This is a genomic window from Pseudomonas sp. Tun-23181 (assembly GCF_057415455.1).
Genome location: NZ_CM171630.1, coordinates 5,543,926 through 5,560,020, shown reverse-complemented (window position 1 = coordinate 5,560,020; position 16,095 = coordinate 5,543,926). Strand labels below are relative to the sequence as shown.

Sequence of the window (16,095 nt, the reverse complement as noted above, 5' to 3'; positions counted from 1 at the left end):
CGCAACCCCCAAACTAGGAAATCAGACTTTCAAGCTCTTGTGCTGATAGACGTTTGAGGGCCTCCAAGGATTTAGCCAACTCGTCTTCAACGGGCTGGACGTCTGTTTGCAGCTGCTGCACCTGATCGGCGAACTGTTCCAGGCTGGCGGTCTGGAACAGGGCTTTGAGCGGCACGTCGACGCCCAGTTGCTGACGGATCTGCATCATCATCTGAGTCGCCAGCAGCGAGTGGCCGCCGAGGTCGAAGAAGTTGTCGTGCAGACCGACCCGCTCGAGCTTGAGCAGGGTTTGCCAGACGTGCGCCAACTGCTCTTGCAGCGGGGTCTGCGGCGCCACGTAGGCCTGCTGGCGCTGGCTGCTGTCGGGTGTCGGCAGGGCCTTGCGGTCGAGCTTGCCGTTGGGGCTCAGGGGCAGGCTGGCCAGCTGCACCAGGTGGGCAGGCACCATGTAGTCGGGCAGCAGCGTGCGCAGGCGGGCCTTGAGCTGTTCGCCCAGTTGCGCCGAATCTGCTTGATGCGCTACCACATAGGCCGCCAACTGCATGTCGGCACCGGTACCGACCGCCAGCACTGCCGCTTCGCGCACTTCAGGCTGCTCCAGCAGGCGCGCCTCGATCTCGCCCAGTTCGATCCGCAGGCCGCGGATCTTCACCTGATGGTCGATGCGCCCCATGTACTCGATCACCCCGTCGGCGCGCTGACGCGCCAGGTCGCCGGTGCGGTACAGGCGCTGGCCAGTGGCGAACGGGCTGGCGACGAAACGCTCGGCGGTCAACCCCGGGCGACGGTGGTAGCCCCGCGCCAGCCCTTCGCCACCCAGGTACAGCTCGCCCACCAGCCCTGCTGGCAGTGGCGACAGATCGTCGGCCAGCACGTAGGTGCTCAGGTTGGCAATCGGCTGCCCGATCGGCACGCTGTCCAGACCTTCGTCGCGGCAGGTCCAGTGAGTCACATCGATGGCCGCCTCGGTCGGGCCATAGAGGTTGTACAGGCCCGCATTCGGCAGTTTGGCGAACACCTGCTGCTGGGCATCCACCTGCAGCGCCTCGCCGCTGCAGACGATGCGCGTGAGGCTGGTGCAGCGCGACACGCCTTCATCCTGCAAGAACACCTGCAACATCGACGGCACGAAGTGCAGCGTAGTGATGCCCTGCTGCTCGATCAGCCGCACCAGCCGCGACGGCTCGCGGTGATCGCCCGGCGCCGCGACCACCAGGCGGGCACCGACCATCAGCGGCCAGAAGAACTCCCACACCGACACATCGAAGCTGAACGGGGTTTTCTGCAGCACCGCGTCCGTGGCATCCAGGCCATAGGCCTGCTGCATCCAGCACAACCGATTGGTCAAAGCCTTGTGGCGATTGCCCGCGCCTTTAGGCTTGCCGGTGGAGCCGGAGGTGTAGATCACGTAGGCCAGGTTTTCTGGCTGCGGTTGTACGCCGGTGGCCTCGACGGAACACGCGAAGTGCCCCTGCTCGTCGACATTCAGGGCACGCACCGAACCTGGCACCGGCAGTTGGTCGCGCAGGTGCGACTGGGTCAACAGCAGCCCTATACCGCTGTCTTCGAACATATAGGCCAGGCGCTCGCGCGGGTATTCAGGGTCCAGCGGCACATAGGCGCCACCGGCCTTGAGCACTGCCAGCAGGCCCAGCACCATTTCGATACTGCGCTCGACGCAGATGCCTACCAGCACGTCCGGGCCCACCCCCAGCTCGATCAACTGATGGGCCAACTGGTTGGCCTGCTGGTCCAACTCACGGTAGCTCAGCTGGCGTTCGCCGAACACCAGGGCCACGGCGTCTGGGGTCTTCTGCGCCTGCGCCTCGATCAGGCTGTGCACGCAGGTGCCCGATGGGTAATCGACGAAGGTGTCGTTGAAGCCGTGAACCAGTTGCTGCAACTCGCTGGCATCGCACAATGGCAAGGCTTGCACCCGTTCGACCGGGTTGGCCACGACCCCGTACAGCAGGTTCTGCCAGTGACGCAGCAGGCGTTCGGCGCTGATGCGGTCGAACAGGTCGGTGGCGTAAGTCAGGCTAGCCACAAGGCCCGTGGCGGTTTCGACGGTATCCAGGCTCAAGTCGAACTGCGCCGAGCGTTCATCGCGCTGCACCGGCTGCACGTCCAGGCACGGCAGGGCCATGCCTTGGCCTGCACCTGCGACCTGATGGTTGAACATCACCTGGAACAGCGGGCTGTGGCTCATGCTGCGCTCCGGGTGCAGCGCCTGAACCAGCTGTTCGAAGGGTAAGTCCTGGTGCGCCTGGGCCTGCTGCGCCGCCTCGCGCACCTGCGCCAGAAGGGCTTCGAAAGGCTGCAGGCCGTCGATGCGCGCCTTCATCACCTGGGTGTTGACAAAGAAGCCGATCAGCCGTTCGGTCTCCATCCGGTTGCGGTTGGCCACCGGCACGCCAACATGGATCTCGGCCTGCCCGCTGTAGCGATGCAACAGCGCCTGGAACGACGCCAGCAACAGCATGAACAGACTGACATCCTGGCGCTGGGCCAACGCCTTCAGCCCCTCCAGCAAGGCCGGATCAAGGTTCAGGTCGAGCACCGCGCCCCGGTGGCTGGCCTGGGTCGGACGTGGCCGGTCGGTCCGCAGGGTCAGCACCTCAGGCGCTTCGCCCAACTGGTCTTTCCAGTAGGCCAGCTGGCGGTCTCCCTCCCCCGACTCCAGCCACTGACGTTGCCAGGCGGCATAGTCGGCATACTGGATCGGCGCCTCGGCCAGGTGTGCGACCTGGCCTTGCAGGCGGCTGGCGTAGCAGGCCAGCCACTGCTCGATCAGCACGTTGATCGACCAGCCATCGGCGATGCTGTGGTGCAAGGTCAGCACCAGCACATGGTCGTCGGACGCCACACGCAGCAGATTGACCCGGGCCAGCGGGCCCTGCATCAGGTCGAATGGCTGGGCGGTGCAGCGCTCGGCGTACGCCTTGATGGCTGACTCGACTTCATCGTTCGCGCCCACTTCATCGACCACCAGCGTCAGGTGCAACGCATCATCGAGCACCTGGCAGACCTGCCCCTGGTGCTCGACGAAGCGTGTGCGCAAGCTGCCCTGGTGACGCACCAGGTCTTCGAGGCCAGCTTGCAACGCAGCCATGTCGAGGGCGCCGTTCAAGCGCAGCACCGCCGGGATGTTATAGGCGCTGCTCGACGGCTCCAACTGCCACAGAAAGTGCTGGCGCTGCTGAGCGTAGGACAGCGGCTGCGGCCCCTGCTCCAGGGCCGGCACGATGGGCAGGCGCGCAACATTGACACCGGCCTGGGCCAGCTTGGCAAACAGCTGCCGACGGCGCTCGCCATCAAGGTTGCGCAGACGCGCAACCAGTTCCTGCGTACGGTCCTGCTTGTGCTCAGGCATTACTTTCCTCCAGTTCGTCGAGCGCGCCGAAGATCAGGTCCAGCTCATCGGCCGCCTGACCGGCATCACCTTGCAGATGCGCCGCCAGCTGTCCGAGCTGGCGTAGTTCATAGAATTCCTTGACCGGCAGCTCGACCCCGAACGCACCGCGAATACGCGACAGCAGCATCACCGCCTGCAGCGAGTGGCCACCCAGGGCGAAGAAGTCGTCATCCAGGCCAACCCGCTCAAGGCCCAGCACGTCCTGCCAGATCTGCGCCAGCTGGCGCTCGAGTTCGCTCTGCGGGGCGCGGAACTGCGCACTGCTCACCGCCGCGCTGACCGCTGGCAGGGCCTTGCGGTCGAGCTTGCCGTTGGGGCTCAGGGGCAGGCTGGCCAGCTGCACCAGGTGGGTAGGCACCATGTAGTCGGGCAGCAGCGTGCGCAGGCGGGCCTTGAGCTGTTCGCCCAGTTGCGCCGAATCTGCTTGATGCGCTACCACATAGGCCGCCAACTGCATGTCGGCACCGGTACCGACCGCCAGCACTGCCGCTTCGCGCACTTCAGGCTGCTCCAGCAGGCGCGCCTCGATCTCGCCCAGTTCGATCCGCAGGCCGCGGATCTTCACCTGATGGTCGATGCGCCCCATGTACTCGATCACCCCGTCGGCGCGCTGACGCGCCAGGTCGCCGGTGCGGTACAGGCGCTGGCCAGTGGCGAACGGGCTGGCGACGAAACGCTCGGCGGTCAACCCCGGGCGACGGTGGTAGCCCCGCGCCAGCCCTTCGCCACCCAGGTACAGCTCGCCCACCAGCCCTGCTGGCAGTGGCGACAGATCGTCGGCCAGCACGTAGGTGCTCAGGTTGGCAATCGGCTGCCCGATCGGCACGCTGTCCAGACCTTCGTCGCGGCAGGTCCAGTGAGTCACGTCGATGGCCGCCTCGGTCGGGCCATAGAGGTTGTACAGGCCCGCATTCGGCAGTTTGGCGAACACCTGCTGCTGGGCATCCACCTGCAGCGCCTCGCCGCTGCAGACGATGCGCGTGAGGCTGGTGCAGCGCGACACGCCTTCATCCTGCAGGAACACCTGCAACATCGACGGCACGAAGTGCAGCGTAGTGATGCCCTGCTGCTCGATCAGCCGCACCAGCCGCGACGGCTCGCGGTGATCGCCCGGCGCCGCGACCACCAGGCGGGCACCGACCATCAGCGGCCAGAAGAACTCCCACACCGACACATCGAAGCTGAACGGGGTTTTCTGCAGCACCGCGTCCGTGGCATCCAGGCCATAGGCCTGCTGCATCCAGCACAAGCGATTGGTCAAAGCCTTGTGGCGATTGCCCGCGCCTTTAGGCTTGCCGGTGGAACCAGAGGTGTAGATCACGTAGGCCAGGTTTTCCGGCGCAGGCTGTACCTGAGGCGCGCTCAGCGGGTAGCCCAGGTGAGCCTGCCGGTCGAGACACAGGGCGTGCAAGCCCGCCGGTAGCGGCAGTTGTGGCAGCACCTCGGTTTGGGTCAGCAGCAATGCTATACGGCTGTCCTCGAACATGTAGGCCAGGCGTTCGCGTGGGTACTCCGGGTCCAGCGGCACGTAGGCGGCACCGGCCTTGAGCACCGCCAGCAGGCCAAGGACCATCTCCAGGCTGCGCTGAGCGGCGATGCCTACCAGCACGTCCGGGCCCGCCCCCAGCTCGATCAACTGGTGAGCCAACTGGTTGGCCTGCTGGTCCAATTCGCGGTAGCTCAACTGACGCTCACCGAACACCAGGGCCACAGCGTCCGGAGTCTTCCGCGCCTGGGCTTGGATCAGGGTGTGTACGCAGGTGTCCGACGGGTAATCGACGAAAGTGGCGTTCCACTGCTCGACCACCTGCGCCTGTTCGGACACAGCGAGCATGTCCAGCTCGCCCAGGGTGCGCTGCGGGTCCTGCGCCAAAGCTTCTAGCAACTGGGCCAGGTGGCCATTGATGCGGCGGATGCGCTCGGCGCTGAAGTGCGCCAGGTCGAAGCTGTAGTGCAGCGCCAGCCGCTCGCCCAGGGTCACGCCTAAGGTCAGTGGGTAACTGGTCAAGTCGCTGTGCTTGGCCGGGCCGAAACGCAGGCCCTGCGATGCTCCACGCTCCAGCGCCTCGGAGACCGGGAAATTCTCGAACACCAGAATGTTATCGAACAGCGCCTCACCGCTGTGACCGACCCAGCCCTGCACTTCGAACAGCGCACTGTGCTCGTGCTCACGCATGGCCAGGCTCAGGTCCTGCAGGGTATGCAGCCATTGCGCCACGGTCTGCTGCGGGTGCGGGCTGGCGGCCAGCGGCAGGGTATTGATGAACAGCCCCAACTGGCTTTCTACCCCCGGCAGGTCGGCCGGGCGGCCGGCCACAGTAGTGCCGACGGTGACACAATCCTGGCCGGTGTAACGCTGCAACAGCAGCAGCCAGGCGGCTTGCACCAGGGTGTTGAGGGTCACTTTCTGCTGCCGGGCGAAGGCGTTCAGGCGCTGGGTCGAGGCCGTATCCAAATCATGATGCAACAGCTCGTGGCCGCTGCCGCCAGCATGCTCGGCGCCCACCTTGGCCAGCAACGTCGGCGCCTCGAACGCCGCCAGGCGCTCTTTCCAGAAGCGCTCGCTGCTCTGGGCATCGCGTTGCTGCAACCACTGGATGTAGTCGCGATAACGCCCCAGTGGGCGCTCGAACGCCTGGCCGTGATAACGCATCATCACTTCACCCAGCAACTGCGAGCTGCTCCAACCGTCCATGAGGATATGGTGGTTGGTGAACATCAGGTGATGGCTATGCTCGCCGGTGCGCACCAGGGTCAGGCGCAGCAGGCCGGGGCTCGACAACTCGAAGCCTCGGGCGCGGTCCTGCTCGGCCAACGCTCGCAGGGCGACGGCCAGGTCGTCGCGACCACGCCAGTCATGGCAGGTGAAGTCCAGCGGCAGGTGGCGGTGGATGATCTGCAACTGCTGGCCACCGCCTTGCCAGGCGAAGGCGCTGCGCAGGATGTCGTGGCTATCCATCGCTGCCTGCCAGGCGGCGCGGAAACGCTCGACCTCAAGGCCTTTGACATCCACGCACAACTGGTTGATGTACTCGCCACTGCCCTGTCGCAGCAGGCTGTGGAACAACATACCCTGCTGCATGGGCGACAGCGGATAGATATCCTCGATCTGGCTGGCCGGCACGTCCAGCGCATCCAACTGAGCCTGGTCGATGCCCGCCAGCGGGAAGTCGGACGGCGTGACGCCCATGACCCCAGGCTGGCAGCAATGCTCGACCAGGGCGCGTAGCTGCTCATCGAAGCAGGCGGCCAGGTGGTCGATGGTAGCGGTGTCGAACTGTTCGCCGCTGAAGGTCCAGCGCATCTCCAGCTCGCCGTCATAGACCTGGCCCTCCACCTCCAGCCAGTTGCCCAGCGGCGCGTCTTCGCTCAATTCAGCACCAGCGCCTTCATGGGCCGGCACCAGCAGCGCACCGTCGTCGAAGCTGGCGTCGAACTGGCCCAGGTAGTTGAAGGTCACCCGTGGCTGCGGCAATGCCGCAAGGGCATCCCGCACCGGCTGCTGGCCAAGGTAGCGCAGCACACCGAAGCCCAGGCCCTTGGCCGGTACGGCGCGCAGTTGTTCCTTGATGCCCTTGAGGCTGGCCGCCAGGTCGTCGTGGGCGGTGAGGCGCACTGGGAACAGGCTGGTGAACCAACCCACACTGCGGCTCAGGTCGATGTCGGCGAACAGGTCTTCACGGCCATGCCCTTCGAGCTGGATCAGCGCGTCGGCATGGCCAGTCCAGCCACGCAGGGTGCGGGCCAGGGCGGTGAGCAACAGGTCGTTGACCTGGGTACGGTAGGCGGCGGGCGCCTGTTGCAGCAGTTGGCGGGTGGCCTCGCGATCGAGACGGCCGCGGACCACCTGACGGTGACGGCTTTGCAGGCTGCCCTGCGGGCGATCGCACGGCAGGTCGAGCGGGGCATCGCTCAACACGCCGGCCCAGTAGCCCAGTTCGTCCTGCATGGCAGGGGTTTGCGCCAATGCAGTCAGGCGCTCGGCCCAAGCCTGGGTCGAACTGGTCTTGGCCGGCAACTGTACCGGTCGCCCCTGCAGCAACTGGGTGTAGGCGTGCTGCAAGTCCTCCAGCAGGATGCGCCAGGACACCCCGTCCACCACCAGGTGGTGAATGGCCAGCAACAGGCGCTGGCTGCCATCGTCCAGGGTCGCCAGCACCGCACGTAGCAATGGCCCTTTGACAAGGTCCAGGCTGGCTTGTGCCTGGGTGTTCAGTTCGCCAAGCCGTTCAAGGGACACGCCCTCGCGCAGCCACAGCAGGTCGTCATCGCTCGCGGTCGGCTCGGCAATCCATGCCCGCCAGCCCCCGTCCTGCACCACGAAGCGCGAGCGCAGTGCGTCGTGATGGGTAACGAGCGATGCCAGGGCCTGGTGCAAGGTATCGACCTGCAACGCCTGCTTCGGCTGCAGCAGCAACGCTTGGTTCCAGTGATGGCGGGCGGGTATGGGCTGAGCGAAGAAATCGTACTGAATCGGCAGCAATCCCAGGGCCCCGGTCACCGGCCCCTGGTCGATCACCACAACGTCATCGCCCAGGCGAGCGACGCTGGCCAGGCCCTGTACGGTCTGGTGCTGGAACAGGTCCTTGGGGCTGAACAGCAAGCCGGCCTGGCGGGCACGGCTGACCACCTGAATCGACATGATCGAGTCGCCGCCCAACTCGAAGAAGTTGTCGGTGACACCGACCTGCGCGCACTTGAGCACATCCTGCCAGATGGCTGCGATTCGCTGTTCCAACGCAGTGCGGGGCGCCACATGGCTGTGTTGCAATTGACTGGCGTCGGGGCGTGGCAGGGCCTTGCGGTCGAGTTTGCCGTTGGGGCTTAGGGGGAACCGAGCCAACAGCAGCAACTGCGCAGGCACCATGTAGTCGGGCAGTTGCTCTTGCAAGCCGCTGCGGATGGCTTCACGCAGGGCGGCCTGGGTGGCCAGATCCGCGTCGACCAGCTCGCGCTCGGCCGGCACCACATAGCCGACCAGTTGCAGGCCATTGGCCCCCGGCAATGCCAGCACCAGGGCATCGGCCACCTCGTCACGCTCCAGCAAGCGTGCTTCGATCTCGCCCAGCTCGATGCGGAAACCGCGGATTTTCACCTGGTGGTCGATTCGGCCGACGTACTCGATCACCCCTTCGGCATTGAAACGAGCCAGGTCGCCGGTGCGGTACAGGCGTGCACCAACACCGCTGTACGGGTCGGGGATAAAGCGCTCGGCGCTCAAACCCGGGCGCTGGAAGTACCCACGCGCCAACAACTCGCCACCGATCACCAGTTCGCCGACCACACCCACCGGTGCCGGCAAGCCGTTGTCGTCCAGTACCAGGATGTTGCGCCCCGGCAGGACGGCACCGATCGGCAGGGTCAGTGGGATCGGGCGCTGGCCGTGCACATAATCGTCGCAATCGAGGGTAGTGGCGGTGACCGTCGCCTCGGTGGGACCGTAGGTATTGAGCAGGCGTACATGACCCAAGCCAGCCTGGCGCCAGGCCAGCAGGCCCTCAGGTGGCATCGCTTCGCCACCACCGTGCACCTGGCGCAGCACGCCATAGTCACGCGGACCGACTGCGGCGAACTCCTTGGCCAGCATGTGCCAGTAAGCGGTGGTCAGGTCCATCACGCTGATGCGTTGCTCGATCAACTGGCGGTAAAGGGTTTCGCTGTCCCAGATCTCACTGCCACGGATCACTACCGAGGCACCGCAGATCAATGCCGGGTAGAGCTGCTCGACGAAACCGTCGAAGTTGAAGGTGGCAAACTGCAGCACCCGGTCGGCGGCACTCAGTTCGAAGAAGCCCAACGACACATGGGCGTGACGCACCAGCGCACGGTGGCTGATACCGACGCCCTTGGGCCGGCCGGTGGAGCCGGAGGTGAACATGACGTAGGCCAGGTTGTCGGGCAAGGCACGGTTGGGCAGGTCGCTGTCGTCGCCGTGCACCCAGGCCTCGTCGCGATCCAGGCATAGGGTCTGCACGCCTTGGGGCAGCGGCAGCCGCTGCAGCAGGCCGTCATGGGTCAGGATCAGGCGGCTGCCGCTGTCTTCGATCATGCATTGCAGGCGGTCGGCCGGGTATTGGGGATCGAGCGGCACGTAACCGCCACCGGCCTTGAGCACTGCCAACAGGCCGACCACCATGTCCAGGCCGCGCTCCAGGGCGATGCCCACCAATACTTCGCGATCCACACCACGCTCGACCAGGGTGCGGGCCAGGCGGTTGACCTGAGCATTGAGCTCGCCGTAGGTCAGTTGCTGACCGTCGAAAATCAGCGCGAGCGAATCCGGCGCACACGCAGCCTGGGCCTGGAACAGCTCATGCACGGTCAGCTCGTTGGGGTACTGGGCCTCGTTGCGGCCCCAGCCCTCGACCACTTGGCGGTATTCCTGCTGGTCCAGCAGGGCGATCTCGCCAATACGCTGGGCCGGGTTGGCGACCATCGCCCGCAGCACAGTCAGCCAGTGCCGGGCAAGGCGCTCGATGGTCGGCGCCTCGAACAGGTCGCAGGCGTAGGTGAAGGCGGCATTCAAGCGGCCACCCTGCTCGTAGGTGTCCAGGCTCAGGTCGAACTGGGTAGTGCGGCTTTCCCACTCGATGACGCCCAGTTCCAGGCCCTTGCCCACTGTCAGGCGGGTGACGTCGGCCACTTCCGGCTGGTGGTTGTACATCACCTGGAACAGCGGGTTGTAGCTCAGGCTGCGCTCGAGCTTGAGGGCGTCCACCAGGCATTCGAACGGCAGGTCCTGGTGATCCTGCGCGCCCATGGAGGCGGCCTTGATATCGGTCAGTAGCTCAGCCACCGAGGTCATGCCATCGAGCCGGGTGCGCAATACCTGGGTGTTGACGAAGAAGCCGATCAGGCCCTCGGTCTCGTTACGGTTGCGGTTGGCGATGGGTACGCCGATACGTAGGTCGCCCTGGCCGCTGTAGCGATGCAAGACAATGTTGAACGCCCCCAACATCAGCATGAACAGGGTCACCCCCTGCTGCCGGGCCAGTGCGCGCATCTGCTCGACCAACTGTGCATCCAGGGCCAGTTCGTGGCGGCGCCCCTGGTAGGTCGGCTGTACCGGGCGCGGATGGTCGCTGGGCAACTCCAGCACCGGATGTTCGTCACCCAGTTGCGCCATCCAGTAATCCAGTTGGCGCTGCTGCTCGCCCGCCTCCAGCCAGCGACGCTGCCACAGGGCATAGTCGCTGTACTGTATCGGCAGCGCCGCCAGCTGTGGCTGGCCGCCTTGATCATGGGCATCGTAGAAACGGCAGAACTCATCGATCAGCACGGTCATCGACCAGCCATCGGACACGATGTGATGCAGGGTCAGCAGCAGCACGTGCTCCTGTTCGGCCAGGCGCAGCAGGCGCACCCGCAGCAGCGGGCCCTGGGCCAGATCGAACGGCTGCTGCGCCTGGGCTTCGGCCTCGGCCGCCACTTCGGCCTCGCGCTGCTCGGGCGCCAGCTTGCCCAGGTCGCGCCAGGCAATGGTCAACGCCTGCTCGCAGGGAACCTGGCACAGGCTATCGTCCGGCTGTTGGCGGAACACCGTGCGCAGGGTCTCGTGGCGTTCGACCAGGCTGGCGAAAGCCTGCTCAAGGGCCTGGCGATTGAGCGCGCCCTTCAGGCGTACCGCGGCCGGTAGGTTGTAGGCGCCGCTGTGCGGGTCCAGGTGCCAGAGAAACCACATCCGCTGCTGGGCATAGGACAGGGCCTGACGGTCCTGGGCCTCTACATTCCGCGGGATGGGGAACTGGGAGAAATCCACCCCTTCCTTGCGCAGCGCCGCCAGGAATACCTGGCGTTTTTCCACGGGCAGACCGATGAACCGGCGAGCGAGTTTCAGGGCGTCTTCAGCATTCATTTCTTGGCATCCGGAGCGTGGATCGAATGACCCGATGACAGGTCGTCCCTATAGAACGAACCCAGGCCGGAAAAATTAGCGCTGCCCCACCTGTGCAAGCCGAGCGGGCCCATACAGCCGCTAAATTGGCCGGCGCAGGGTTCGTCCAATCGGTGAACCCGATGCCAAAGGACCTGCCATGTCCACCTCTTCCTCTCTCGCCAGTGCCATGCAGCGGGGCCTTCGCAGGCTGACCAGCGGCCTGGCGCAAAAACCCAGCGCCTACCGGATGTTCGACTTGCAACTGCTGCACAAGATCGAACTCAGCCCCTCGCTTTGCCGCCTGGTGTTTACCGGGCCCGATGTCGCCAGCATGCAATGCGCCGGGCCCGACCAGCGGGTAAAACTGTTCTTCCCCGCCGCCGACGGCAGCCTGCCATCACTGCCCCACGACAGCCACTGGAACGAAGCGCGCAAACAACTGCCGGAGGCCTCGCGACCGCCAATGCGCACCTACACCATTCGCGCCCTACGCCGCCCCGAGGCGCAGGTGGATATCGACTTCGTCATGCATGGTGTCAACGGCCCTGCCTCGGCCTGGGCGGCCCAGGCCCGCAGCGGCGATCGCCTGCAGATGCTGGCACCCGACCTGGCCTACCGAAAAGACCCAGGCGGCCATGAATGGAACCCGCCTGCCGGCGTAAACCACGTGTTGTTGGTGGGCGACGAAACGGCCTTGCCAGCCATCGCCAGCATCCTCGAAGAGCTGGCCGCAAGCGCGCAACCACCCCTGGTGCAGGCCTTTGTCGAAGTCCCCTTGCAAGCCGACTGCCTGAGCCTGGATTGCCCCCGCGACACCCACCTGCACTGGCTACCGCGAGATGTGCTCGGCAGCACCCACGGCACCGCCCTGCTGCAGGCCGTCGAGCAGTTGGCCGACTTGCCGATCATGCAGGCCCCGAACAAAGCGTGCCTTCTGGAGGAAATCGACATTGAGCAACGACGCCCCTGGGAACTGGCAAAAGCCCGACGGGGTGATTTCTATGCCTGGGTGGCCGGGGAATCGGCCACTGTGATGCGGATTCGTCGGCACCTGATCAATGTTCGGCACCTTGATCGTGCATGCCTGACGCTGATGGGGTATTGGCGCAGGGGACGCTCGTTCGAATGAGCGATACCTGGGGCTGCGCGGCAGCCCCAGGGTACGATCAGACCGCCGCCGTCACCGCCTCGGCAAACCGCTGCGCCACCTCGTCGATCTGATCGGCACTGATGATCAGCGGTGGCAGGAAACGCACAACCGCACCATGGCGCCCACCCAGCTCGAGAATCAGGCCCCGCTTGAGGCACTCGCGCTGGATCTTCGGTGCCAGTTCGCGGTTGACCGGAGGGTGACCCAAGGCATCGGGCCGGCCTTGCGGGTCGACCAGCTCGACCCCGAGCATCAGGCCACGACCACGGATATCGCCCAGTTGCGGATAATCCCGCTGCAACCGCAGCAGGTGCTCACGCAGGCGCTGCCCCATGGCCTCGGCATGCTCGGCCAGGCGGTGCTCGACCAGGTAGCCGATCACCGCCGAGCCCGCAGCCATGGCCATCTGGTTGCCACGGAACGTACCGGCATGGGCACCTGGCTTCCAGGTGTCCAGCCAGTCGCGGTAGACCACCACCGCCAGCGGCAGGCTACCGCCGATGGCCTTGGACAGGGTGACCACGTCCGGGACGATGCCGGCGTGCTCGAAGGCGAACATCCGCCCGGTACGGGCGAAGCCGCTCTGGATCTCGTCGACGATCAGCGCCACCCCGGCTTGCTCGGTGATACGGCGCACCCCCTTGAGCCATTCGATATCGGCCGGGATCACCCCGCCCTCGCCCTGCACCACCTCCAGGATCACCGCTGCCGGCAGCGGTACACCGCCTTCAGGGTCGAGCAACAGGTTCTCCAGGTAATGCAGGCCAGCCTTGACCCCGGCTTCGCCGCCCAGGCCAAACGGGCAACGGTAATCGTAGGGATACGGCATGAATTGCACACCGTTGCCGAGCAAGGCACCTAACGGCTGCTTGGGGCCATGGCTGCCCATCAGGCTCAACGCGCCCTGGCTCATGCCATGGTAGGCCCCCTGGAATGCCAGCACCGTGCTGCGCCCGGTGGCACTGCGCACCAGCTTGAGCGCCGCCTCCACGGCGTCGGTACCGGTGGGGCCACAGAACTGCACCTTCGCCTCACGGCGCAGTGCCTCGGGCAGCACACCGAACAGGTCCTGGACGAAGCGATCCTTGACCGGCGTGGTCAGGTCCAGGGTGTGCAGCGGCAGTTCGTCGGCCAGCACGCGCTGGATCGCCTCGATCACCACAGGGTGGTTGTGGCCCAGGGCCAAGGTCCCCGCCCCCGCCAGGCAGTCGATGAACTGACGGCCCTCGACATCCTCGACATGGATGCCACGGGCGCGCTTGAGGGCCAGAGGAATACGCCGGGGGTAGCTGCGGGCGTTGGATTCCTGTTGCTGCTGGCGCTGCAACAGGGGTGAATCCTCGAATTCGTACAGCGCCTGCGGCGCAGTGGCCGGCAGGACCTGGGCAAGGCTGGAAGCGGTCGACATCGGAAAAATCCTCGCAAGCAAGCGAAAGTGCCCGCCACGCCCCTGGAGCCGGATGTGTGTCGGGTTGTCATCGCTTGAAAAACGCTTCAGCGGGGCGAGGATTTAGCAGTTGTTACAGGATTTGTGTGGCCCCTTCGCGGGCAAGCCCGCGAAGGGGCGCGACACCGTCAGTGACGCGCCGGCACCTGCAGCCATACCCGCAGCCCATCGCTGCGGCTGTCGAAGCGCAGGCTGCCAGCACAGCGCTGCACGATCGCCTGGACGATCGCCAGGCCCAGGCCACAGCCGCCACTCTGGCCATGGCGCCAGAAACGCTCGGTCAGGTGCTGCAGGTCCTCCTCGGCGATGCCCGGCCCATGGTCGCGAACCAAAAAGCCCACCTGCCCGTCGGCCGCCTGCACCTCCAGCTCCACGGCGGTATCGCCGCCATGGCGCAGGGCGTTGTCCAGCAGGTTGCGCAAGGCCGCTACCGCCAGCGGCGCGGGCATGCCCAGGTAGACCTGGGCAGCCTCCTCCGGCAGGCGCAGGACGATGCGCCGGTTGTCGCCTCCGCCAGCATCCTGCACCGCTTGGCGCGCCACCTGCTCGGCGCTGCATTGCACGCCATCTTCGAACGACAGGCTACCCTCCACCCGGGCCAGCATCAGCAACTGTTCCAGGGTGCGGTGCATACGATCGGCCCCCTGCTCCGCGTGTTCCAGCGCCTGCTCGCGAACCGTGCCGTCGGTCATGCGCGCGACTTGCAGGTGGGTCTTGATCGCGGTCAGCGGGCTGCGCAGCTCGTGGGCCGCGTCGTCGGTCAGGCGCCGTTCGCGCTCGATGGTCTGGGCGATGCGCAGGAACAACTGGTTCTGCGTCTCGAGCAGCGGCTGGAGTTCGCTGGGCATGCCGGTCACCTGCAACGGCTCGACGCTGTCGGCGCGGCGCCGGCGCAGGGCGTCACGCATCCGGTTGAGCGGCTCCAGGCCCTTGCCGACGCCGATCCACAGCAGCCCCAGGCTGCCGAGCAGGGCCATCAGCACCGGCGCCGAGGCTGCCAGGAGGATCGAACGGTTGAGCGCCTCGCGCTCCAGGTGGCGATCGGCGGTGGTGATGCGCACATCGCCATGGTTGTAGGTGAAGGTGCGCCAGGACGCGCCATCGATGGACTGGTCACGGAAGCCGCTGCTCTGGTCGTCCATGGCCCCGTCGTGCTTGTGGTTGCTGGCGAGGATTTCGCCGCGCAGGGAGCTGACCTGGCAGGCCATGCCGTCCGGCACGCTGAGCTGGTCGGCAGAAAAATGTGCGTCTTCGCCCTTGGCCGTCAGCGGCTGCGGCAACTGGTCGATCAAGCCGGCGACCATACGCGCCGAGGCCACCAGGCGCTGGTCGAGGGAGAACATCATCTGCTGGCGCAGGTCGCGCAGCATCCACGCGGCGGCGAGCACCCAGATGATGACGAAGGCGCTGCCCAGGATCAGCGAGAGGCGTGCACGCAGGCTCATGGGGTGGTCTCCTGGGAGGCCTGGGCCGGCCCGAGGCGATAGCCCAGGCCACGCACGGTCTCGACGATGCTGTTGCCGAGCTTGCGGCGCAGGTGGTGGATATGCACGTTGAGGGCGTTGCTCTCGACTTCGTCGCTGAAACCGTAGACGCAGTCCTTGAGCTGCTCGCTGGAGAGCACCCGGCCGGGGTTCTGCAGCAGGGCCTGGAGCAGCGCCTGCTCGCGTCGGGACAGGTCCACCGGTTGGCCGGCGAGGGTCGCCTCGCAACTGCTGGGGTCGTAGCGCAACGGGCCGTGCTCGATGACGTTCACCGCCCGCCCGGCCACGCGGCGCAGCAGGGTGTGCAGGCGCGCGGCCAGTTCGCGCAGGTCGAAGGGCTTGAGCAGGTAGTCGTCGGCGCCGGCCTGCAGTCCATCGACCCGGTCGGTGATCGCGTCACGGGCGGTGAGCACCAGCACCGGCAGGGTCTCGCCCAGCTGGCGCAGGCGGCGCAGGAGCCTGAGGCCATCTTCGTCGGGCAGGCCCAGGTCGAGGATCATCACGTCGAACTGCGCGGCCTTCAGCAGCGCCCGCGCGGCACCGGCGCTGGCCACCCGGTCCACGGTCAGGCCCTGGGCGGCGAGGCCGGCGCAGATGCCGCTGGCGATCAGGTCGTCGTCCTCGCAGAGCAGTACGTGCATGGGAGGTTCTCCAGTGGGGAAGCTTGGCTTGCATTGCACAGTGGGGGGATTAAGGGGGGATTATGACGCCTGGCGGGGAGAT

At 66.1% G+C, this 16,095-nt stretch carries 5 protein-coding genes and 1 pseudogene; 1 reads left to right on the top strand and 5 read right to left on the bottom strand.

The window, feature by feature from the left end; translation table 11 throughout:
• Window positions 1-13: 13 nt before the first annotated feature.
• Window positions 14-3,217, bottom strand: a pseudogene (locus ACDI39_RS26220) (amino acid adenylation domain-containing protein); the annotation flags it as partial.
• Window positions 3,218-3,365: 148 nt separating this feature from the next.
• On the bottom strand, window positions 3,366-11,270 hold the full coding sequence (locus tag ACDI39_RS26215; RefSeq protein WP_253080424.1) for a non-ribosomal peptide synthetase: 7,905 nt from the start codon (window positions 11,268-11,270) through the stop codon (window positions 3,366-3,368).
• Between the two features lie 178 nt (window positions 11,271-11,448).
• On the opposite strand from ACDI39_RS26215, the gene ACDI39_RS26210 reads away from it, so the two are divergent.
• Entirely contained in the window at window positions 11,449-12,420 is a 972-nt protein-coding gene (locus tag ACDI39_RS26210; RefSeq protein WP_225789864.1) for a siderophore-interacting protein, read from the top strand.
• 37 nt (window positions 12,421-12,457) lie between these two features.
• Here the strand turns inward: ACDI39_RS26210 and ACDI39_RS26205 are convergent, their stop codons facing one another.
• From ACDI39_RS26205 to ACDI39_RS26195, 3 genes are all read right to left on the bottom strand, one after another.
• Window positions 12,458-13,849: an aspartate aminotransferase family protein gene (locus ACDI39_RS26205; protein ID WP_225789865.1), complete on the bottom strand. Its 1,392-nt coding sequence runs from the start codon at window positions 13,847-13,849 to the stop codon at window positions 12,458-12,460.
• Window positions 13,850-14,016: 167 nt separating this feature from the next.
• A complete protein-coding gene (locus ACDI39_RS26200) occupies window positions 14,017-15,333 on the bottom strand; it encodes an ATP-binding protein (protein ID WP_225789866.1) in 1,317 nt (438 codons plus the stop codon).
• Window positions 15,330-16,013: a response regulator gene (locus ACDI39_RS26195; protein WP_486537167.1), complete on the bottom strand. Its 684-nt coding sequence runs from the start codon at window positions 16,011-16,013 to the stop codon at window positions 15,330-15,332. Before ACDI39_RS26195 ends, ACDI39_RS26200 begins: the two co-directional genes overlap by 4 nt.
• Between the last annotated feature and the right edge of the window lie 82 nt (window positions 16,014-16,095).

Excerpts from the sequence above, each read along its gene's own strand:
- ACDI39_RS26215 (WP_253080424.1), bottom strand. The coding sequence starts at position 11,270 with ATGAATGCTGAAGACGCCCTGAAACTCGCTCGCCGGTTCATCGGTCTG.
- ACDI39_RS26210 (WP_225789864.1), top strand. The coding sequence starts at position 11,449 with ATGTCCACCTCTTCCTCTCTCGCCAGTGCCATGCAGCGGGGCCTTCGC.
- ACDI39_RS26205 (WP_225789865.1), bottom strand. The coding sequence starts at position 13,849 with ATGTCGACCGCTTCCAGCCTTGCCCAGGTCCTGCCGGCCACTGCGCCG.
- ACDI39_RS26200 (WP_225789866.1), bottom strand. The coding sequence starts at position 15,333 with ATGAGCCTGCGTGCACGCCTCTCGCTGATCCTGGGCAGCGCCTTCGTC.
- ACDI39_RS26195 (WP_486537167.1), bottom strand. The coding sequence starts at position 16,013 with ATGCACGTACTGCTCTGCGAGGACGACGACCTGATCGCCAGCGGCATC.